We start from the raw sequence: 21831 nt of genomic DNA on the forward strand, positions 1-21831 counted from the left end.
GCCGGTTCAGGCCAGATGAAACAGGCAGACCAGATCGGACTGCACCGGCGAATTGTCGGGGTTCGTCACCATGATGTCGGCCATGTGCGCCCACCATTTCTTCATGACGGGATGATCGGGAAGATCAGCCATCCCATGTTTTTTCGGGCGGGTCAGGACACCGAACAGGGTGCGGGTGTCGCGATCAAGGTGGATCGAATAATTCCTGACACCGGCATCGCGCAGGAGCGCGGCCAGTTCCGGCCAGATGGCATCGTGCCGCCGCCGGTATTCCTCTTCCATGCCCGGAAGGAGCGTCATCTTGAATGCATGGGTTTCCTGGGTGCTCATGCGTGTTTCCTGTGCCTGAAGCGGCGGATGATGATCGGCAGGGTGATGGTGATGATCAGGAGCAGGCCGATGAAGATCGACATGACGATACCGGGCACATTGAGAAGCCCGAGGCCGAACGTCACCAGCCCCATGACAAAGGCGGCGATGACCACGCCGCCGATGGTTCCCGAGCCGCCGAGGATGGAGATGCCGCCGAGAACCACCATGGTGACGATTTCGAGTTCCCAGCCTTGCGCGATCGACGGCCGTGTCGAGCCGAGACGCGAGGTGAGGCACACCGCGGCGATGCCGGACATCAGCCCGGTCAACAGGAACAGCGTGAACTTGATGCGCTCGACGCGGATGCCGGAGAACCGCGCGGCAAACTCGTTGTTGCCAATGGCATAGACACGCCGGCCGAAATTGGTCGCATGCAGGAGAATGGCAAAGAGAATGGCGAGGACGGCGAACAGGGCGAATTCAAACGAAATGACCCAGAAGGCATAGCCCTGGCCGAAATAGGCGAAGGAAGCGGGATAGCCGCCATAGGCCTTGTCGCCAAGCACGATATAGGCGATGCCGCGAAACAGGCTCATCGTGCCGATGGTCACGACGATCGATGGCAGGCGCAGCCCGGCCACGAGAATGCCGTTGATCACGCCGCAGCCGATGCCGACCCCGAGGCCTATGGCAACAAGGCCCGGCGTGCCCACGCCCATCTGCGCAGCGGCGCCCATGGCCGTCGAGGCAAGCGCAATGATCGCCGCGACGGACAGGTCGATTTCACCGGCAATGATCAGCAGCGCCATGGCAAAGGCCACCATCGCCTTCTCGGTGAAGTTGAACGTGGCGTCCGACAGGTTCCAGGCATTGAGGAAGTAGGGAGATGCGAAGGAGTTGGCGATGAAGATCAGGATCGCGACAAGCAGCAGCAGCGCTTCCCAGCTGGCAAACAACCGCGTTGCGGAGGTGCCGAGCCGGTCCGGGATATGACGTTTTTCACTGACCGCGCTCATGCGATGCCCTCGATTGTTTCCGATGCCCCGCGGTCACGCAGGATGATGCGGCCGCGCCGCCGTTCCTGCCGCGCGTTGAAGATCACGGCGGCGATGATCACGCCGCCCGAAATTGCCATTTGTGAGAACGGCGAAATATTGATGACCGGCAGGGCATTTTTGATGACGCCGAGAAAGAGCGACCCAAGCACCGCCCCGGCGACCGAGCCGATGCCGCCGAGGGTGGAGATGCCGCCGATGACGCAGGCGGCAACGCTGTCGAGCTCGAAGCCCGCGGCAATGTCCACATAGGCCACCGCATAGCGCGATACCCACAGATAGCCGCAGAGCCCGGCAAGCGTGCCGGACAGGACGAAAGCGAAGAAGCGGGTGCGCCCGACATCAATGCCCGCATAGACCGCCGCCGTCGGGTTGCCGCCGGAGGCGTAGATCGCCCGGCCGAGGAAGGTGCGCGACATGACGATATAGATGATGGCGACGATGACGATGGCGGTCCAGCCGAGCACCGGCAGGCCGAGGAAAAGCTGGCGCGGCGTTTGCAGGAATGGCTCGGTCATCTGGTGGGCGTTGACCCAGCCGCCGCCGGAGAGCACGAAGGCCATGCCGCGATAGATGGTGAGCGTACCAAGCGTGACGACAATCGAGGGAATGCCGAGCTTCCACACGAACAGGCCGTTGATGGCCCCGAGGATCGCGCCGATGCCAAGCGCGATGAGAACGATTAGTGCCAGCGGCAGGCCGGGATGCGCGGCGTTGAGCATGGCAACGGCCATGCCGGTAAAGGCAACATTGGCCGCGACGGACAGGTCGATGGATTTCGTCAGGATGACGGTCATCTGCCCGAGGGCCAGAATGATCAGGATCGACGTGTCGTTGAAAATATTCGACAGGTTCGACGGGCTGGCAAAGCCCGGCGAGCGGGAGGAGAAAACACCGAGCAGCACGGCGATGATCACCACCAGCAGCATTTCGCGAAATTTGAACAGTTGCTTGATCATCCCGATCCTCACGCGTTGCCCGTTGCGGCGCGAACCAGCGTCTCGGCACTCATGCCTGCCCGCTCGAAGAGACCGGCGGACAGGCCTTCGCGCATCACCAGCACGCGATCCGACATGCCCAGGATTTCCGGCAGTTCCGACGACACCATGATGATGCTCAGGCCTTCGCCGGCAAGCTCGCTGATGAAGGCGTGGACCGCTGCCTTCGAGCCGATGTCGATGCCTTTGGTCGGTTCATCGAGAATGAGGATTTTCGGTTGCGTGGCGAGCCACTTGCCGATGACGACCTTCTGCTGATTGCCGCCGGAAAGCGTGCCGACCGGTACCGAGAGCGCTGCAGCCCTGAGATCGAAGCGTTCGGCATATGTGCGTGCCAGCGCCAGTTCTTCGGCAGCACGCAGGAAACCCGAGCGGGATGTCCGGCCGAGCGAGGGCAATGAAATGTTCTGGTAGATCGGCAATTGCAGCACGGCGCCATGGCGGCCGCGCTCCTCCGGCACATAGACGATGCCCGCATGGATCGCATCGCCGGGCGAGCGGATCTGGATCTCCCTGCCATCCAGTTCCAGCCTGCCGCCGGACGGGCGGGTCACACCGAACAGGGACTGGCAGATTTCCGAGCGGCCCGCGCCGACCAGCCCGTAGATGCCAAGGATTTCACCCTTCCTGAGTTCAAAGGAAATGTCGCGGAATTCGGTGGGGTGGCTGTAGCTTTCGACTTTGAGCACCGTCTCGCCGAGCGGGATATCGACTTTCGGGAAGGCGTGCTCGATGGAACGGCCGACCATGAGACGGACAATGTCGTTCTGGCTGATATCGGCGAGAGCCCCGCTGCCCACGGCCTTGCCGTCGCGGAACACGGCGTAATTGTCGGCGATCTCATAGACCTCGTCGAACTTGTGGCTGATGAAGAGAATGGCCTTTCCCTGCGCTTTCAGCCGCTTGACGATCTGGAACAGGTCATCCACCTCCTTGCGCGACAGGGCGGCCGTCGGCTCGTCCATGATGACGATGCGCGCGTCGACCGACAGCGCGCGGGCAATGGCAACAAGATGGCGCTGGGCGATGGACAGGTCCTTCAGCCGTGTGCGCGGATCGATGTTGCTTTCGAGCGAATGAAGAAGGGCGAGCGCCCTGGCGTTGACGCCCTTCCAGTTGACCAGACCCAGCGATGTCTTTGGCGCATGGCCGATGAAAATGTTTTCCGCGACCGAGAGTTCGTCAAACAGCACCGTTTCCTGATGGATGGCGGTCACGCCGTGATCGATGGCAGCCTGCGCGTTGCCGAAGGTGACGGGCCTGCCGTCGATATGGATATCGCCGCCGTCGGACGGGTAGATGCCGGTCAGAATCTTGACAAGCGTGGATTTGCCCGCCCCATTCTCGCCGATGAGCGCCGTCACCTCGCCGGGAAACAGGGCGATGTTGACGTCGTCAAGGGCTTTCACGCCCGGAAAGGTCTTGGAGATGGCCCGCATTTCCAGAATGGGGGTTATGGCGGGTGGTTCAGCAAGGGCTGCGGTCATCATGGGCAATACCGGAGGGTTAAAAAATGCCCGGCAGAAGGCCTGCCGGGCTTTGCGGCGCGATTGCCGGATCAGAAAATCTTGGAGAACTGATCGATGTTCTTCGCGTCATAGACGAAGGGATCAGCCATGGCAGCCTCGCCATTGTCGCCGATCTTGATCTTGCCCATGCGGCCCGCGCTGATGTCGCTGCCGGGTTTGCCATCGGTATCGCCCTTGACGAGGTGATAGGCGATCTGCGTGGCGGAGTAGCCGAGATCGATCGGATTCCAGATGGCGAATTCCTTGGTGGCGCCTGATTTGATGGCGCCGGCCATTTCCGAGGGCAGGCCGAGGCCGGTCACGTAGACCGTGCCAATCTTCTTGGCATCCGATACCGCCTGCGATGCCGCCAATACGCCCACCGTGGTTGGCGCGACAATGACCTTCACATTCGGCTGCGAGGTCAGGAGGCCCTGCGCTTCGCGGTAGCTCTTGTCGGCGAGGTCATCGCCATAAACTGTCGTCACGAGATTGAGGCCGGGAAAATTCGGCAGCTGCTTTTTCATCTCGGCAATCCAGGTGTTCTGGTTTGTCGACGTGGTCGTGGCCGAGAGGATGGCGAAGTCGCCTTTGCCATCGGGCAGGTGGGCGGCGGCAAGCTGCAGGCACATCTTGCCGATCAGCTCGTTCGATGACGGGTTGAGGTGGACAATGCGGCCGTCCTTGGCGACGGCGGAATCCCACGAGATCACCTTGATACCGCGCGCCATGGCCTTCTTCAGAGCCGGGACGACAGCGTCGGGATCGTTGGCGGAAATGGCGATGGCATTGACGTTCTGGGCGATCAGCGCATTGATGACCTCGATCTGGCCTTCGGCCGTCGTCGATGTCGGTCCGGTATAGATGACTTCGACGCCGCCCAACTCCTTGGCGGCTTCCTGCGCACCCTTGTTGGCCGCTTCGAAGAAGCCATTGCCGAGTGATTTGGCGACGAGGCCGATCTTGATCGTTTCCGCCTGTGCATGCGATGCGAGCATGGCAAGGGCCAAGGCCGATCCCAGCGCGAGTGTCTTCAACAGTTTCATTTCATCCTCCCTAGATTGAAATACGCCGCTTCGGCGCCTGGTTTTTATGCGATCGAAGCGGAATCCCTTGATTTGTCCTGAGCCCCCACCTTTGCGACGATGAGCTCGACCCCGGCATCCTCCACCATCTTCCGGTCGGCATCCGCAATGCCGTCATCGGTGATGATTGTTGCAACCCGCTGCAACGGGCACAGGATCAGGCTCGACCGGCGCTCGAACTTGCTGGAATCCACCAGCAGCACCAGTTCATCCGCCTGATTGATCAGCTTCTGTTCGCCCTGAATGATCAGCGGGTCCGATTCCATGGCGCCGAACGGACCGACCCCGACGGCGCCCATGAACATGCGCTTGCCGTAGAAATTGCGGGTCACATCATTGTCGAACGGCGAGAGGATCATGCTCTGCTCGCGATAGATCATGCCGCCCGGTATGATGACGGTGCTCTTCGAGTTCTTCACCAGATGTTCGGCAATGGCGAAGGAATTGGTCATGATCTGCAGGCGGCGCGTGGCGAGATAATGCACCATCTGGAATGTCGTGGTGCCGCCGTTGAGAATGATGGCGTCGCCCTCGCTGCACAGGCCCACGGCTTCACGGGCGATCGCCCGCTTCTTGTCGATGTTCTCGGCTTCCGAGACGCGGAATGGCCGGCCGGCCAGCGCGGTCTGCTGTGGCGGGTGAATGGCTTCCGCGCCGCCGCGCACCCGGCGCAGCTTGCCCTGGACATGCATGGAGGCGATGTCACGACGGATCGTTGCTTCCGACGCTTCCGTCAGTTCGGCAATGTCCTGAATGGTGATGAACGGCTTTTCCTGAACGGCACTCAGGATAATTCGTTGGCGCTCACGTTCGTGCATTTTTCCCTCCACACCGCAAACATTGCGCAAATACAACGATCATGTCAATCAACTTCAGTCAAAATTATTCATATTGCACTGCACAACTGCAATTTTATGATTGAATTTGATCATTTATGATTGACAGCAAATCGCTCCCTGCTTCATAGCTAGAGAAAATTCACATGGCTGCGGCGTGTTGTCAGGCCATCAGATCGTCTTCGGGAGGCAAGCATGGCGAACAAGGTCCAACTTCTGGATAATCGTTGGGATGATCAAAAGGCCGCCACGCTGGATGAGCCCGGCAAGCTGCTCTACCGCTCCAATCTTCTGGGCGCCGACAAGCGCATCACCAATTATGGCGGCGGCAACACCTCGGCCAAAGTGACGCAAACCGATCCGCTTACCGGCGAGCCGGTGGAGGTGCTGTGGGTGAAGGGCTCGGGCGGCGATGTCGGCACGATCAAGCTCGACGGTTTCGCCACGCTCTATATGGAAAAGCTGGAATCGCTGAAGTCCATCTACACGGGTGTTGCGGACGAAGACCGCATGGTGGGTTTCCTGCCCCATTGCACCTTCAATCTCAACAGCCGTGCCGCATCGATCGATACGCCCCTGCACGGTTTCGTGCCGTTCAGGCATGTGGATCACATGCATCCCGATGCGATCATCGCCATTGCTGCGTCGAAGAACTCGCGCGCGCTGACGAAAGAGGTGTTTGGTGATGAAATCGGCTGGCTGCCCTGGCGCCGCCCCGGCTTTCAGCTTGGCCTTGATCTCGGTGCATACGCGGCGGCGCATCCGAGTTCAAAGGGCGTCGTGCTGGAAAGCCATGGTCTGTTCACCTGGGCCGATGACGCCAAAGAATGCTATGAGCTGACGCTCGATATCATCAACAGGGCGATTGTCTGGTTCGACGCCAAGACGGCGGGAAAGCCCGCATTCGGCGGGGAGATAACAGCGAGCCTCGACGCATCGGCGCGCCGCGCCATTGCCGCGCGGCTCATGCCGGAAATCCGCGGCAAGATCGGCGTAGCCGAGCGTAAGCTCGGCCATTTCGACGATCAGCCCGCGGTGCTGGAATTCGTCAACGCCCGCAACCTGCGTCCGCTCGCGGCGCTGGGAACAAGCTGCCCCGATCATTTCCTGCGCACCAAAATTCGCCCGCTGGTGCTGGATGTCGATCCGGCCAATCCCGAAGCCGCTGTCGAAGCACTTGATGCGGCGCTGGAAGCCTACCGCACCGACTATGCCCGCTATTACACCGCCTGCAAGCATGCCAATTCGCCTGCCATGCGCGATCCCAACCCGGTCATCTTCCTCATTCCTGGCGTCGGCATGCTGTCCTTTGCCAAGGACAAGGCAACAGCGCGCATTGCCGGGGAATTCTACGTCAACGCCATCAATGTGATGCGCGGCGCGTCGTCTGTCTCGGACTATCAGGGTCTGCCCGAACAGGAGGCCTTCGATATTGAATACTGGTTGCTTGAAGAAGCCAAGCTGCAGCGCATGCCGAAGCCGAAATCGCTGGCGGGCCGCGTGGCTTTTGTCACCGGCGGTGCCGGTGGCATCGGCCGCGCCACGGCGGAACGGCTGCTCGGGCAGGGCGCCTGCGTGGTGCTGGCTGATATCGATGCGGAGGCCCTGAAGGCCGCGCATGAGGATTTTGCCGCGCGCTACAGTGCGGACGCGGTGCGCGGCGTGCAGCTCAACGTGACGGACGAAGCGGCGGTGATTGCGAGTTTCGCCGAAGCGTCGATCGAGTTCGGCGGCATCGATATTCTGGTTTCCAACGCCGGCATCGCCTCGTCCGCGCCGATAGAGGTGACCGAGCTTGCCATGTGGAACCGCAACATGGACATTCTGGCGACCGGCTATTTCCTCGTATCGCGCGAAGCGTTCCGCCTGTTCCGGCGCCAGAAGATCGGCGGCAACGTGGTCTTCGTCGCATCGAAGAACGGGCTTGCCGCCTCGCCCAATGCCAGCGCCTATTGCGCTGCCAAGGCGGCGGAAATCCATCTCGCCCGCTGTCTCGCGCTGGAGGGAGCGGAAGCCGGCATCCGCGTCAACACCGTCAATCCCGATGCGGTGCTGCGCGGCTCGAAAATCTGGAACGGCGAATGGCGCGAACAGCGTGCCGCCTCGTCCAACCTGCAGGTGGATGAGCTGGAAGAGCATTACCGCAAGCGGTCGCTGCTCAAGCTCAACGTGCTGCCGGAAGATATCGCCGAGGCCATCTATTTCCTGGCCTCCGATGCGTCCGCCAAATCGACGGGCAACATCATCAATGTCGACGCTGGCAACGTGCAGAGCTTCACGCGATAAAGACAGTCCTGGGAGGACAACATGGCTGAACAGCATATTTCCGGCGATCTCATCGCATCCGAGAACGACAGGCGCGCTGCGGCGCACAGCAGCGATTTCGAGGCGCTGGGCGCGCATCTTGCCCGCCGCAACATCGATATCGAGGCGATCACCGCCAAGGTGGCCGATTTCTTCGTTGCCGTTCCCTCGTGGGGCGTCGGTACCGGCGGCACACGCTTTGCCCGGTTTCCGGGGCAGGGCGAGCCGCGCGGCATTTTCGACAAGCTCGATGACTGTGCGGTCATCCATCAGCTGAGCCGTGCGACACCCAATGTCTCGCTGCACATCCCGTGGGATAAGGCCGATCCGCAGCAGCTGAAAGCCCATGCGGATGCGCTCGGTCTCGGCTTCGACGCGATGAATTCCAACACCTTTTCCGATGCGCCGGATCAGGCGCATTCCTACAAATACGGCTCGCTCAGCCATGTGGATGCGGCGACGCGCAAGCAGGCCATCGCGCACAATATTGAGTGCATCGAAATCGGCGATGCCATCGGCTCGAAGGCCCTGACGGTGTGGATCGGCGATGGATCGAATTTTCCCGGCCAGAGCCATTTTGCCCGGTCGTTCGAGCGCTATCTCGACGCCATGGCGCAGGTCTACAAGGCGCTGCCGGACGACTGGCGCATTTTCTCCGAACACAAGATGTTCGAACCGGCGTTTTATTCGACCGTCGTGCAGGACTGGGGCAGCAACTATCTGATCGCCCAGACACTGGGGCCGAAAGCCTTCTGCCTGGTTGATCTTGGCCATCACGCGCCGAACACCAACATCGAGATGATCGTGTCGCGGCTGATCCAGTTCAAAAAACTGGGCGGCTTCCACTTCAACGATTCGAAATATGGCGATGACGATCTCGATGCCGGTTCCATCGATCCCTACCGGCTGTTTCTGGTTTTCAACGAGCTGGTCGATGCGGAGGAGCGCGGCGCGGAGAATTTCCACCCCGCGCATATGATCGATCAGTCGCACAATGTGACCGACCCGATTGAAAGCCTGATCTCGAGTGCCAATGAAATCCGCCGCGCCTATGCGCAGGCGCTGCTGGTCGACCGGGCGGCGCTCGATGGCTATCAGGACGGCAACGATGCGCTGATGGCGTCGGATGTGTTGAAGCGCGCCTACCGGACGGACGTCGAGCCGATACTCGCCGAAGCCCGCCGCCGGGCCGGGGGCGCCATCGATCCGATTGCAGCGTACCGGGCCAGCGGCTACCGGCAAAAGGTTGGAAAAATCCGGCCGGCCAGCACGGGCGGCAGCGGCGGCATTATCTGAACGGATAACCGGCCGGTTGCACGATCAAGGCAGCGCCCCTCGCGCTGCCTTTTCTTTTTTGTTTGACAGCGCCCTATACATTTGGTCTTATTCTACTATAAAACATTATATAACATAATAATAGAATAACAAAGGGGACTGTCATGAAATCACTGAAACTCGCACTCCTGTTGGGTTCGGCGCTGGTTGCCCTCAGCCCTGCGGCCTTTGCCCAGACCAAGGGCGGCGTCATCAATGTCGCGACCATCGGCGAGCCGCCGACACTCGATGCCATGGCATCGACGGCCGATCTGGTCGGCATTGTTTCGCAGCACATTTTCGAGACGCTCTACACCTTCGATGAAAACTGGAACCCGACACCATTGCTGGCGGCAAGCCTGCCGGAGATTTCGGCCGATGGTAAAATCTACACGATCAAGCTGCGCACCGGCGTCAAATTCCACGACGGCACCGACATGGATTCGGCCGATGTCGTTGCGTCGCTGAAGCGCTGGACCCAGATCGCCTCGCGCGGCAAGCAGGTTGCGCCTCTCATCACATCCATTGATGCGGTTGATGCCTCGACGGTCCGCATCACGCTCAATGCCCCGCATGCACCGCTGCTGTCGCTGCTGGCGTTCAACAATGCCGCAGCGATCATCCTCCCAAGCGAAAAGCAGCAGAACCCGATGACCGAGCCGGTCGGAACGGGCCCCTACAAGCTGAAGGAACGCAAGGCGGACCAGTATATCCAGCTCGTGCGCTTTGATGGCTACAAGTCTCCGGAAGGGCGCGAGAATGGCTATGGCGGCGCCCGTCATCAATATCTCGACGAAATCCGCTTTGTTCCCGTCCCCGATGCCAATACCCGGGTCGAAGGCGCGATTTCCGGCCAGTTCGACTATGCCGACAGTCTGCCGGTCGAGGCCTATGACCGCCTGAAGGGCCAGAAGGTCACCGAGCCGGTGCTGCTGAAGCCGTTCGGCTGGCCGGTCTTCGTGCTGAACACGGCACAGGGCCTGACCAAGAGCCAGGATATGCGTCTGGCGATCCGTGCTGCGCTCAACGTCGAAGACATGCTGGCCGCCGCGTTCGGCAGCAAGGATTTCTATGCGCTCAATGGATCGTTCTATCCGGCATCCTATAGCTGGGCCAGCGATGCCGGCGTCAAGGATGGCTATAATATCGGCGATCCTGAAAAGGCGGCGGCGTTTCTGAAGAAGGCCAATTATGACGGCAAGCCGGTGCGCATTCTCACCAGCCGCCAGTATGAATTCCACTACAAGATGGCTCAGGTCGCGGCGGAATATCTGAAGGCCGCCGGGATCAATGTCGATCTGCAGGTCGTCGACTGGGCAACGCTGACCCAGCGCCGGGCCGACCCTACGCTTTGGGATATCTATATCAGCCACAGCCCGTTCCTGCCGGAGCCTGCCTTGATCGGTGCGCTGTCGACCAGTGCGCCGGGCAATTGGGATACGCCGGCCCGCAAGGTGGCGGTGGATGCCTTCAATGCCGAAACGGACCCGAAGAAGCGCATCGCATTGTGGGCCGAGGTGCAGAAGGTGATCTACGCGGAAGCACCGATCATCAAGATCGGCGATTTCAATGCGCTGTCGGCCAAATCGCCCAAGCTGGAGCACCTTACCCCGGCGCCCTGGCCCTATTTCTGGAACGTATCGCTCAAGCAGTAATCCGAGGTGAACAAAGGCGGGCGGCGCAAGCCGTCCGCCGGCAGTCCATTCTCATCGCTGTAGCAGGATAGAACCGACCCAATGCTTCGTTACATCTTCCAACGCTTTGTCGGCATGATTGTCGTGATGTTCCTGGTGGTGACCATCGTGTTCATCATCGTGCGCGTCACGCCGGGCGATCCGGCGGCCGTCATGCTCGGACCGGAAGCAACCGCCGCCGATATCGCGCAGCTGCGGACAGCGCTCGGGCTCGACCGTTCCATCCTCGTCCAGTACGTCTATTTCATCGGCCAATTGCTGCAGGGCGATCTCGGGCGGTCGATCTTTCTCGATCAGCCCGTGCTGACGGCATTGGCGCAGCGCGCCGAGCCGACGTTTTTCCTCACGGTTTTCTCGATCCTCATCGCCAGCGTCATCGCGATCCCCATCGGGGTCTATGCCGCCTACCGGCGCGGATCGGTCTTTGATCAGGCCGCAACGGCGCTTGCCATGCTGGCCGCCAGCATTCCCAGCTTCTGGCTCGGCCTGATCCTGATGCAGGTCTTTGCCGTCCGTTTCGGCATTTTCCCGGTCTCGGGCTACGGCGGACCGGACACGACGCTGGGCGTGCGGCTGTATCACCTTGTCCTGCCGGCTTTTGCCCTGGGAATCGTTTCATCGGCGCTGATCATGCGGTTTACCCGCGCGTCGATGCTGGACGTGCTGGGCGATGACTATATCCGCACCGCCCGTGCCAAGGGCGTTGTCGAACGCAGCGTCGTTCTCAAGCACGCGTTCAAGAATGCGCTGATCCCGATCATCACCGTCGTCGGCCTGACGGCTGCCGTGCTCATTTCCGGCGCGGTGGTGACGGAGACGGTGTTCGGCCTGCCCGGCGTCGGCAATCTGGTCGTCTCGGCTGTGCTGCGCCGCGATTACCCGGTCATTCAGGGCGCGCTTCTCATCATCGCCGGGCTCTACGTCCTCATCAATTTCGCCATCGACATGCTTTACCTCGTCGTTGATCCAAGGGTGCGCTACTGATGACCGATATCGTTTCACCCGTTCCCGCCAGCGAGCGCAGCAAATTCCTGCGGGTTCTCCTGCGCCGCAAGACTGTCCTGTTCGGCCTGATCGTCCTGGCAATCTTCATCACGCTGGCCATTCTCGCGCCGCTCATTGCGCCCTATGCGCCGAACAAGCTGTCGATCGTCAACCGGCTGAAACCGCCAAGTGCCCAATGGATTTTCGGCACCGATGAATTCGGACGCGACGTGTTCTCGCGCACGATCTATTCCGCCCGGCTGTCGCTGCTCGTTGGTTTTGCCGTGGTGGTGCTCGCCTCGCTCATCGGCGTGACCCTCGGCATTCTCGCCGGTTTTTTCCACAAGCTCGATGCGCCGATCACCCGGCTGATCGATGCGATGATGGCATTCCCTGACATCCTGCTCGCCATTGCGCTGGTTGCGGCGCTGGGTCCATCGCTGACGACGGTGATCATCGCGCTGAGCATCGTCTATGCGCCGCGGCTGGCGCGTGTGGTGCGGGCCTCGACACTGGTCATCCGCGAATTGCCCTATGTGGAAGCCGCCCATGCGCTCGGCATTTCGACGCCGCATATCCTGACGCGCCATATCCTGCGCAATCTGCTCTCGCCCATCCTCGTCCAGGGAACGTTCCTGTTTGCCCATGCCATGCTGGCGGAGGCGGGCCTGTCCTTCCTCGGTCTCGGTGTCAGCCCCGAGGTGCCGACCTGGGGCACGATGATTGCCGCCGGCCGGCAATATGTCGGTCAGGCCGACTGGATGACCCTGTTTCCCGGCATTGCCATCGTCCTCTCCGTTCTCTCGCTGCAAATGGTCGGCGATGGCTTCCGCGACCTCCTAGACCCCCGCCTCAGAAAGGATCTCTGATCATGCCCGCCCCCTCCGCAACCGATGGCCGTTTGCTGCTGACCAATGTCAAACCGGTTGCCTTTGGCCCCAACACGCCTTCCGGCAGCATCGATATCCTGATCGGCGCAGACGGAAAAATCGCCGAATTCGGCCCCTCCCTGAACGTCGCCGGCGACATCAGGCGCGTCGACCTGAAGGGTGCCTGGATCTCGCCCGGCTGGACCGACCTGCATGCCCATGTCTGGCATGGCGGAACCGATATCTCGGTTCGCCCGCAAATCTGCGGTGTCGAGCGCGGCGTGACGACCATCGTCGATGCGGGCTCGGCCGGTGAAGCCAATTTCCACGGCCTGCGCGAATACATCATCGAACCGGCGAAGGAGCGCATCAAGGCTTTCCTCAATCTCGGCTCGATTGGTCTTGTCGCGTGCAACCGCGTCAGCGAACTCAGCGATATCCGCTCCATCGATCTCGACCGCACTGTCGCCTGCGTCAATGAGAACCGCGACCACATTGTCGGCCTGAAGGTGCGTGCCAGCCACGTCATCACCGGCTCCTGGGGCGTAACGCCGGTCAAGGTCGGCAAGAAGGTGGCAAAGATTCTGAAACTGCCGATGATGGTGCATGTGGGCGAACCGCCCGCGCTCTACGACGAAGTGCTGGAGATTCTGGGACCGGGCGACATCATCACCCATTGCTTCAACGGCAAGGTCGGCGCCAGCATCATTGAAGACGAGGATCTGTTCGAACTGGCGGAGCGCTGCGCCGGAGAAGGCATCCGGCTCGATATTGGTCATGGCGGCGCGTCGTTCTCGTTCCGCGTGGCGGAGGTTGCCATCAGCCGCGGCCTGCTGCCGTTCTCCATCTCGACGGACATCCACCTGCACAGCCTGAACTATTCCGTGTGGGACCTGGGAACGACGATGTCGAAGCTCCTGAGCGTCGGCATGCCGTTCGACAGGGTTGTCGAGGCCGTGACGCTTTCGCCGGCATCGGCCATCGGCCTGCCGACCGACAATCTCCTCTCCGCCGGCAAGCCGGCCGAGTTCACCATCTTTGAACTGGTCGATTCTGATCTCAGCGTCATCGATTCCCTGGGCTACGAGGCGACGCTGCACAAACTGTTCGAACCGCGCATGGTGGTTCTGGGCACCGAAACCATCGCGGCGAGCCGCTATCAACCGGTGAAGCCTGAGCTGGTCAATCACCGCCATACCCATTCATACCGCTAAGGAGCTCGCGTGAATCCTTCATCCAGTCCGGCTGTCGACGCCGGCACATCTCCTTACACCAGGCTGAAGGCGCTGGGCATCGTGCTGCCGCCGGCACCGCGTCCGATTGCCAATTTCGTCACCCACATCCAGGAAGGCAACATGCTGTACCTGTCGGGCCAGGGCCCGCGCGAGGATGACGGCTTCATGCATACGGGCAAGGTGGGCGAGACCGTCAGCATCGAGGACGCCTATGCCCATGCCCGGCTGACCGGCATCAACCTGCTGGCGGTCCTGCATTCCGCCCTGGGGGATCTTGGCCGCGTCAAGCAGGTGGTCAAGCTGCTCGGCATGGTCAATGCCGTGCCTGACTTTGCCGATCATCCGCTTGTGATCAACGGATGCTCCGATCTGCTGATCGACGTGTTCGGCGACGCGGGACAGCATGCCCGCTCGGCCGTGGGCTTCGGCTCGCTGCCGGGCAACATCACCGTGGAGATCGAGGCGATCATCGCCTTGAGGGACTAGGAATGACTGCGCCAGCCCATCACCGTTTCGATCCGTTCGGCAGATGCCTTGACCTCGGCCGTATAGCGCTCGGGGTCGTCGGCAATCTTCTGCTCGGGCAGAACGATGGAGATGGTGGCAACGCAGGTGCCCTTGTCGTCGCATACGGGCGAGGCAACGCAGGCAACGGCGTAGTCGGATTCGCCCGCCTGGATGGAAATGCGCGATTGCAGCGCCTCGGCAGCGGCTTTCGACAGCGCTGCCGGTTCGATGACGGCACGGCCGGTGGGCGAGGATTTGGCGCAGCGCTTGAACAGATCAAGCCGTTCGGCTTCCGGCAGATGGCCGACAAGCAGGCGGCCGGATGCGGTCCAGTTCAGCGGCACGCGGGTGCCGACGCGCGAGGTGACATGGAAATGACCCGGACCATCGGCCATGGCCAGAACCATCATGTGATCGCCGTCGCGGCCGCACACCTGCACCGTTTCACCCGATACGCGGCTGAGATTGTGCATTTCGTGGTTGGCGACGTCGAGAAAATCCAGCGAGCGGGCATAGGCGAGGCCGTAGTGATAAAGCCGTGCACCCAGCCAGACGGAGCCGTCATTGTTGCGGGAGAGGAGGTTCTTCTCAACCAGATCGTCAATGATGACGTAGACGGTCGACAGCGGCGCCCCGATGGCCTTGGCAATGCCGTAGACACCGGCCGGACTGCCGGTTTCGTAGAGGTAATCCAGGACCTGCAAGGCACGGTCGATGCCGCTGACACGGGAACGGCGGCCCGTCGCTTCCGGTTGTTCGGTTGTCTCAAGACCGGGGGCAGCGCCCATGTCTGATGTCTTTGCGTCCACGTTCAGGCTCCTGGCAGGCTCGATTGATGTTCAAACAGCTTATTACATTATAATGGCATATATGCCTAGAAAATGGAATGTGTTGCAAGCGGCAACATTTCGAGGAGATTAGCATGACAGACTCTCACAACCCCGACGATATTCGCGAAACGCTCGGCTTGCGACCCGTTATCAACGTGTCCGGCACGATGACCTCGCTGGGGGCGTCGATCGTGGTCCCGCAAGCGGTCGCCGCCATGACAAGCATCCTTCCGCAGTTCGTCGAGGTCAACGACCTGCAGAAGAAGGCAAGCCCGGTGATTGCCCGGTTGACAGGCGGCGAAGCCGGTTTTGTCACGGCGTCCTGCTCCGCCGGCATTAGCCTCGCGGTGGCGGCGGCCATGACGGGAAATGATCTTGCCGCCATCGAACGCCTGCCCGATACCACGGGCTTGAAGGACGAAGTCATCATCCAGATGGGCCATGTGGTCAGCTATGGCGCGCCGGTCGATCAGGGTATCCGGCTCGCCGGTGCCAAGGCCATTCTGGTCGGTCAGGCGACATCCTGCTATCCCTATCATCTTGATGGGGCGATCAACGAGCGCACCGCTGCCGCCGTGTTCGTTGTCTCGCATCACACCGTCCAATACGGCCTGGTTGCGCTGAAGAAATTTGCCGAAGTCTGCCATGCCCGCGGCGTGCCTGTCATCGTCGATGCGGCCTCCGAATACGACCTCAGGATCTTTCTGGAGCAGGGGGCGGATATCGCGCTCTACTCGTCGCACAAGTTTCTCGGCGGCCCGACGGGCGGTATTGTTGCCGGTGCCAAGGATTTCGTCCGCAACACCTTCCTGCAGAACATGGGCATTGGCCGTGGCATGAAAGTGGGCAAGGAGAGCATTCTCGGAACCATCGCCGCGCTGGAAGCCTGGGAAAAGCGTGACCATGCGGGTATCCGTGAGCGGGAAACCGGTTATCTCAACCTCTGGCAGCAGACGCTTGCGGGCAAGCCGGGCGTCACGGCAGTCATCGAACCCGATCCGACACACAATCCGCTCGACCGCCTGCGCGTCACCATCGATCCGCAGGCCGCTCATATCTCCGCCTGGGATCTCGCCGATGCGCTGGCACAGGGCTCGCGCCCGGTGATCGTCCGGGACCACGAGGTTGAGCACGGCTATTTCTATATGGACCCGTGCAATTTGCATCCCGGCGAAGAGGCCATTGTTGCCAGCCGCCTGACCGAAGAACTCGGCAAGGCACGCGCATCCAACGCGATCATCTCGACCCCGGTTGAAAACCGCTACACCCGCCGCATGGCCGGTCTCATGCGCTGGCCCGATTGATCAGCGCGTCGCCCTCAGCCAACGGAAAGGATTTATAAGCATGGAAAACCGTCAGCCTTCTCCTTCTGACAAGGGAAGCAATGCACTTGCTCCGGTCCTGTCGGTTTCCAATCTGACGACATCCTTTCAATCTGACGGCAAGTGGCGGCCCGTCGTGCGCAATGTGTCGTTCGACGTGGCGCCGGGAGAGACGGTGGCCATCGTCGGCGAATCCGGTTCGGGCAAGAGCGTGACATCCCTGTCCATCATGCGGCTGTTGCAGAAGGACAAGAGCCGCATCGAGGGCCGGATCATGCTGGGCGGCAAGGACATTCTTGCGCTGCCTGAAAACCAGATGCGGGCGGTGCGCGGCAATGACGTCGCCATGATCTTTCAGGAGCCGATGACCTCGCTCAATCCGCTGTTCACCGTGGGCCAGCAGATCAGCGAAGCCCTGCTCTGCCATTCCGCCATGTCGCGGGCGGAAGCCAAGGCCGAAACGATCCGGCTTCTGGAAAAGGTGCGCATTCCCGCCGCGCAATCGCGCTTCGACGAATATCCGCACCGCTTCTCCGGCGGCATGCGCCAGCGCGTGATGATTGCCATGGCGCTGGCCAGCAAGCCGAAACTGCTGATCGCGGATGAGCCGACGACGGCGCTTGACGTGACGATCCAGGGCCAGATTCTCGACCTGATCAAGCTGCTGCAGGAAGAGGAGGGCACATCCGTCCTCTTCATCACCCACGATATGGGCGTGGTCGCTGAAATCGCTGACCGCACCGTCGTCATGTATAATGGCGAGGCGGTGGAAACCGGAAAAACCGAGGATATTTTTGCCCGTCCCCAGCATCCCTATACCCGTTCGCTTCTCTCGGCTGTTCCCATTCTCGGCTCGATGAAGGGGCATAAACGTCCATTGCGCTTTCCGGTGGTGGACCGTGCAACCGGCACGTCGGATGTGCCTGTCGAGGCCGCCGATACTGTCAAGGCGGATGTCAGGCCATTGCTTGAGGTGAAGAATCTCACCACGCGCTTCAATATCCATTCGGGGATGTTCGGCCAGCTGGAAGGCCGCGTGCATGCGGTGGAAAACCTGTCTTTCACCCTGCAGCCGGGCGAGACGCTGTCGCTCGTCGGTGAGTCCGGATGCGGAAAGTCGACGACCGGGCGTTCGATCATGCGCCTGGTGCAGCCGCTCAGCGGCGAGGTGCTGCTCAACGGTGAAGACGTGCTGACCATGGAGCCGAAGCGGCTGCGCGATATGCGCCGCACCATGCAGATGATCTTTCAGGACCCGTTCGCCAGCCTCAATCCTCGCATTACCGTCGGCGCGGCGATTGGCGAGCCTTATCTCGAACACAGGCTGGGAACGCGCACGCAGGCCCGCGAACGTGTCGCCGATCTCCTCGAGCGGGTCGGGCTGACGGCGGATATGGCAAGCCGCTATCCGCATGAATTTTCCGGCGGCCAAAGGCAGCGCGTGTGCATTGCCCGGGCGCTGGCCCTCGATCCGAAACTGATCGTCGCCGATGAATCCGTCTCGGCGCTGGATGTGTCGATCAAGGCGCAGGTCATCAACCTTTTGCTCGATCTGCAGGCAAGCCTCAACCTCGCCTATCTCTTCATCTCGCACGATATCGCCGTGGTCGAACGGGTCAGCCATCGCATTGCGGTGATGTATCTCGGTGAAATCGTCGAGATCGGATCGCGCGCAGCCATCTTCGAGAATCCGCAACACCCCTATACGCGCAAGCTCATTTCAGCCGTGCCGGTGCCCGATCCGTCGCGGCGCGGCATCAAGCGGCCGGTCTCCAATGACGAGATCAAGAGCCCGGTGCGCACGCCGGACTTCATTGTGCCAGTGCGGCAATACAATGAAGTCTCGGCGGGGCATCTGGTTCAGGTGCAGTAGCGCCCTTACTTCGATTTCTTGGAGCCGACCAGTTCGTCCCATTTGCGGAAGGCGAGGACCATCTTGTCCGGCTTCAGCGGCAGCTCGATCGGGTTGTTGGCGATAAGCCCGGCATATTCCTCCCGGCCGAACTGCTTGATCACGTCCTGGCTGTGCTGCGGTGCCATGGACAGCGGCACGTTCTTCACCGCCGGACCCGGATAGAGATAGCCCTCATCATAGGAATAGGCCTGCGCCTTGGGGGTGAGCAGGAAAGCCATCAGATCGAGGACCACGGCCGCCTTGTCGTCGGCGATGCCCTTGGGCATGCACATGAAGAAGGCGTCGGAAACCCAGTGGAACCCCTTGAGGGTGCCGATCTTCGCCGTTTCGGGCACGATGCCGAGCGCGCGCGGATTGATGTCCCAGCCGGTGGTGCTGATGATGATGTCGCGCGATCCCTCGCCGAATTCCTTCATCGTCGCGCCGGTTCCAGCGGGGTAATAATCGATGTACTGGCCGAGATCGGCGAGATAGGCCCAGGTCTTGTCCCAGCCATTGACCGGATCCTGCGGGTCCTTGTCCCCGAGAATATAGGGCAGCCCCATCATGAATGTGCGCCCGGGACCGGAATTGGTCGGGCGGGCATACATGAAGCGGCCGGGGTTTTCCTTGGCATAGGCCAGAAGTTCTTCCGCGCTGGCCGGGACCTTCTTGACCCGTTCCGGATCATATTCGATCAGCGGGCCCGAGGGGTAATAGTTGACGACGACGCCGTAGCCGTCGCCCTGCGCCTTGTGCAGGGCGAGCGCGGCGGGTTCGTAGTTTTCCTCGATCCCCGGAAACGTGTCGGCGAAATCCGGCAGGATTTTCAGCCATGTTTCATTGGCAAGCCCGGCCGCCAATCCATCGCTGCCGGTCAGAACGATATCGATATCGACGCGGCCCGCGCTCTGCTGCGCCTTGAGCTTGCCGGCAAGTTCCGTCACCGGCGCCTTGGTGAAGATGATCCGCGATGCCCGTTCCGGATAGGTCTTGGCATAGTCCTCGAACGCAGGCTGGATCAGCGCCAGCGCACCGCCCACATCCATCACGGTGATGACAACCGGTGCCGCGGGCAGGGCGGGCGCCTTGGCCCAGGCGGGCATCGCGCCTGCCATTGCCGATGCGGTCATGCCGCCGAGCAACACCCGGCGGTTTATTCGAAACTGGTCATTTCCCATTTGCATTCCCCTTTATTGTTCTTGGATATTTCAGTGGTAATTTCTGATCTCGTCGCCGATGCGGACGCTGCGGATGGCCATGCTGTCCGACCAGTCGATTTCCGCATGCGGTAGGGCGATGTTGTGGGCACGCAGGGCCGGTGCCAGTACAACCAGCAACCGCGTCGATGCCATTTCCACCGCCTGTTCGAAGGACGCGATGCCCCAACGGACAAGGTTGCGCACCCCGTCATCGAGACAGAGGGAGGATCCGGCAAGCCCTGTCGTTCCGGGCAGGCGCACCGTGCCGTCTGCGGTGCGCTCGATGCGCATGCCGGCGAAATCATAGGTGCCTGCGGGAACGGCGGCTGCGGCGACGGCGTCGGTCACCAGGGCGCAACGTTCGAAGCCCTTGGCCCGCATCAGCGATTTCAACGCCTTGGGTGGCAGATGAATGCCGTCGGCAATGAAGGTCGCCAGAAGCCGGTCTTCGCCAAGCTGGGCAAAGAGCGGATTGTCGAGCTTGGGCATGATCTGCGGCAGGCCATTGCCGAGATGGGTCGACAGGTTTGCACCGGCCAGCGCCGCCGCTTCGACCGTGGCGAAATCCGCAGCCGAATGGCCGATTGCAACCAGAATATCCCGCGCCGCCATGGCCCGGATGAAATCGAGGCCGCCGGATATTTCGGGCGCGAGGGTCACGAGCAGGATGGGCCGTTTGATCCTGTCCTGCAGGCGCGTGACCAGCGCGGGATCCGCCGATGTCATGGCCTGCGCGGGATGGCACCCGGAAAAGCCCTGTGCCGGATTGAGGAACGGCCCCTCCAGATGATAGCCCGGACACATCAGCGGGCCGAGACGGCTCGTGCTGACGCAGCGGTCGAGCGCGGCAAAGCGTGCGTCCAGTTCATCGGGATGGGCGGTGATGATCGTCGGCAGGCATGTGGTGACGCCCGTTGCCAGCATGGCCTCCAAGGCGTGATCAAGCGCGTCCGGCGTCAGGTCTGCGGCGTTGAAATCCACGCCGGCAAACCCGTTGACCTGGATATCGACGAGGCCCGATGTGATCATGACAGTTTGGATGCCGAGTCCGGATCGAGCAGCAGGATTGTCTGCGGATGGGTCTGGACGATCGAGGCGGGATGGCGTGGGTCGACTGGACCTTCCAGTGCGTCCTTGACGGCCTGCGCCTTGCGCGCGTCGGGCACGGAAAGGATGATGAGGCGGCTTTTGAGGATTTGCCGGATGCTCATCGAAATGGCCTGCTCAGGCACGGCATCCAGCGACGGGAACCAGCCTTCACCCATCTGCTGCCTGCGGCAGGCCTCGTCCAGTGTCACCACAATGTAAGGCTCGTCCGTTTCGAAGTCGGCGGGCGGATCGTTGAACGCCAGATGGCAGTTCTCGCCGATGCCGGCAAAGCAGACATCGATATCGTGTTCGGCGATCACAGCGCCAAGGCGCGCCGCTTCGGCCCGCGCATTGGTTTCGGCATTGACCGGATGAAACGTTACATCGCCGCCGAGCGGTGCGATAAACCGCTCCTGCAGATATTTGCGGAAGCTGGCGGGGTGGGTGATGTCCATGCCGACATATTCATCGAGATGGAACGCCGTGACCCGCGACCAGTCGATGCCCTCCGCCGCGACGAGATTTTGCAAAAGTTCGAACTGGCTGGCACCGGTTGCCACAATGATCGACGCCTTGCCCTTCAGCGCAATGGCCTGGCGGATCGCCGCTGCGCCAAGCGCGGCGCCGGTCGCGCCGAGGGCCTGCTTGTCAGATAAAATACGCGTATCGACCATGGGCTTTACCAACCTTCTTGCATATGCTTTTCACCGTGGGCGCCATTGTAAGCATAGCTGTCCATGGCACTGCAAGGTATTTTAGAATAATATTGTTCAAAAATAAGAATGAGGGCGTT

Annotated in this window: 19 protein-coding genes; 9 read left to right on the forward strand and 10 right to left on the reverse strand. The window is 61.2% G+C overall.

The features are described from left to right. Window positions 1-6: 6 nt before the first annotated feature. The 6 genes from rhaM to ACTJJ7_RS12550 all read right to left on the reverse strand — a co-directional run bounded on the left by rhaM (window position 7) and on the right by ACTJJ7_RS12550 (window position 5776). On the reverse strand, window positions 7-330 hold the full coding sequence (gene rhaM, locus ACTJJ7_RS12525) for an L-rhamnose mutarotase (RefSeq protein ID WP_440967251.1): 324 nt from the start codon (window positions 328-330) through the stop codon (window positions 7-9). Further along, window positions 327-1328, reverse strand: coding sequence for an ABC transporter permease (locus ACTJJ7_RS12530; RefSeq protein WP_440967252.1), 1002 nt, complete (start codon window positions 1326-1328; stop codon window positions 327-329). The genes rhaM and ACTJJ7_RS12530 overlap by 4 nt, the downstream gene beginning before the upstream one ends. Further along, a complete protein-coding gene (locus ACTJJ7_RS12535; protein WP_105733855.1) occupies window positions 1325-2323 on the reverse strand; it encodes an ABC transporter permease in 999 nt (332 codons plus the stop codon). The genes ACTJJ7_RS12530 and ACTJJ7_RS12535 overlap by 4 nt, the downstream gene beginning before the upstream one ends. Before the next feature lie 11 nt (window positions 2324-2334). Continuing rightward, a complete protein-coding gene (locus tag ACTJJ7_RS12540) occupies window positions 2335-3855 on the reverse strand; it encodes a sugar ABC transporter ATP-binding protein (RefSeq protein WP_440967253.1) in 1521 nt (506 codons plus the stop codon). Window positions 3856-3923: 68 nt separating this feature from the next. Further along, window positions 3924-4919 carry a rhamnose ABC transporter substrate-binding protein gene (rhaS, locus tag ACTJJ7_RS12545; RefSeq protein ID WP_105733393.1) on the reverse strand — a complete coding sequence of 332 codons (996 nt, stop codon included), beginning with the start codon at window positions 4917-4919 and terminating at the stop codon, window positions 3924-3926. 44 nt (window positions 4920-4963) lie between these two features. Continuing rightward, window positions 4964-5776, reverse strand: a complete 813-nt coding sequence (locus ACTJJ7_RS12550; protein WP_105733394.1) for a DeoR/GlpR family DNA-binding transcription regulator — start codon at window positions 5774-5776, stop codon at window positions 4964-4966. Window positions 5777-5989: 213 nt separating this feature from the next. Here ACTJJ7_RS12550 and ACTJJ7_RS12555 point away from each other — a divergent pair, with 213 nt between their 5' ends. The 7 genes from ACTJJ7_RS12555 to ACTJJ7_RS12585 all read left to right on the forward strand — a co-directional run bounded on the left by ACTJJ7_RS12555 (window position 5990) and on the right by ACTJJ7_RS12585 (window position 14680). Beyond that, window positions 5990-8080 carry a bifunctional rhamnulose-1-phosphate aldolase/short-chain dehydrogenase gene (locus tag ACTJJ7_RS12555; RefSeq protein ID WP_440967255.1) on the forward strand — a complete coding sequence of 697 codons (2091 nt, stop codon included), beginning with the start codon at window positions 5990-5992 and terminating at the stop codon, window positions 8078-8080. Window positions 8081-8101: 21 nt separating this feature from the next. Further along, a complete protein-coding gene (gene rhaI / locus ACTJJ7_RS12560) occupies window positions 8102-9394 on the forward strand; it encodes an L-rhamnose catabolism isomerase (RefSeq protein WP_440967257.1) in 1293 nt (430 codons plus the stop codon). Between the two features lie 143 nt (window positions 9395-9537). Continuing rightward, a complete protein-coding gene (locus ACTJJ7_RS12565) occupies window positions 9538-11067 on the forward strand; it encodes an ABC transporter substrate-binding protein (RefSeq protein ID WP_440967259.1) in 1530 nt (509 codons plus the stop codon). An 81-nt stretch (window positions 11068-11148) separates the two neighbouring features. Further along, window positions 11149-12090 carry an ABC transporter permease gene (locus ACTJJ7_RS12570; RefSeq protein ID WP_162800202.1) on the forward strand — a complete coding sequence of 314 codons (942 nt, stop codon included), beginning with the start codon at window positions 11149-11151 and terminating at the stop codon, window positions 12088-12090. Further along, the gene (locus tag ACTJJ7_RS12575; protein WP_105733398.1) at window positions 12090-12959 is read left to right on the forward strand and encodes an ABC transporter permease; all 870 of its coding nucleotides are present in this window, start codon (window positions 12090-12092) and stop codon (window positions 12957-12959) included. The genes ACTJJ7_RS12570 and ACTJJ7_RS12575 overlap by 1 nt, the downstream gene beginning before the upstream one ends. Window positions 12960-12961: 2 nt before the next feature. Continuing rightward, a complete protein-coding gene (locus tag ACTJJ7_RS12580; RefSeq protein WP_440967262.1) occupies window positions 12962-14173 on the forward strand; it encodes an amidohydrolase/deacetylase family metallohydrolase in 1212 nt (403 codons plus the stop codon). 9 nt (window positions 14174-14182) lie between these two features. Next, the gene (locus ACTJJ7_RS12585; RefSeq protein ID WP_105733400.1) at window positions 14183-14680 is read left to right on the forward strand and encodes a RidA family protein; all 498 of its coding nucleotides are present in this window, start codon (window positions 14183-14185) and stop codon (window positions 14678-14680) included. On the opposite strand, the gene ACTJJ7_RS12590 is transcribed toward ACTJJ7_RS12585, so the two are convergent. Then, window positions 14677-15510, reverse strand: coding sequence for an IclR family transcriptional regulator (locus ACTJJ7_RS12590; RefSeq protein ID WP_374042759.1), 834 nt, complete (start codon window positions 15508-15510; stop codon window positions 14677-14679). The genes ACTJJ7_RS12585 and ACTJJ7_RS12590 overlap by 4 nt on opposite strands. Window positions 15511-15623: 113 nt before the next feature. On the opposite strand from ACTJJ7_RS12590, the gene ACTJJ7_RS12595 reads away from it, so the two are divergent. Together ACTJJ7_RS12595 and ACTJJ7_RS12600 are read left to right on the forward strand one after the other, a co-directional pair. Next, the gene (locus ACTJJ7_RS12595; protein WP_105733402.1) at window positions 15624-16835 is read left to right on the forward strand and encodes an aminotransferase class V-fold PLP-dependent enzyme; all 1212 of its coding nucleotides are present in this window, start codon (window positions 15624-15626) and stop codon (window positions 16833-16835) included. A 40-nt stretch (window positions 16836-16875) separates the two neighbouring features. Continuing rightward, window positions 16876-18726, forward strand: coding sequence for an ABC transporter ATP-binding protein (locus ACTJJ7_RS12600; RefSeq protein ID WP_440967265.1), 1851 nt, complete (start codon window positions 16876-16878; stop codon window positions 18724-18726). 5 nt (window positions 18727-18731) lie between these two features. Here the strand turns inward: ACTJJ7_RS12600 and ACTJJ7_RS12605 are convergent, their stop codons facing one another. Genes ACTJJ7_RS12605 through ACTJJ7_RS12615 form a run of 3 tightly spaced genes read right to left on the reverse strand, consistent with a single transcriptional unit; the run spans window position 18732 to window position 21712 of the window. Continuing rightward, window positions 18732-19928, reverse strand: a complete 1197-nt coding sequence (locus tag ACTJJ7_RS12605; RefSeq protein ID WP_440967267.1) for an ABC transporter substrate-binding protein — start codon at window positions 19926-19928, stop codon at window positions 18732-18734. Window positions 19929-19958: 30 nt separating this feature from the next. After that, on the reverse strand, window positions 19959-20978 hold the full coding sequence (locus ACTJJ7_RS12610) for an N-acetylglucosamine-6-phosphate deacetylase (RefSeq protein WP_440967269.1): 1020 nt from the start codon (window positions 20976-20978) through the stop codon (window positions 19959-19961). Then, window positions 20975-21712: a glucosamine-6-phosphate deaminase gene (locus tag ACTJJ7_RS12615; RefSeq protein ID WP_440967271.1), complete on the reverse strand. Its 738-nt coding sequence runs from the start codon at window positions 21710-21712 to the stop codon at window positions 20975-20977. Before ACTJJ7_RS12615 ends, ACTJJ7_RS12610 begins: the two co-directional genes overlap by 4 nt. Between the last annotated feature and the right edge of the window lie 119 nt (window positions 21713-21831).

It is taken from the genome of Phyllobacterium sp. 22229, assembly GCF_052056495.1.
Taxonomy (GTDB): domain Bacteria; phylum Pseudomonadota; class Alphaproteobacteria; order Rhizobiales; family Rhizobiaceae; genus Phyllobacterium; species Phyllobacterium myrsinacearum.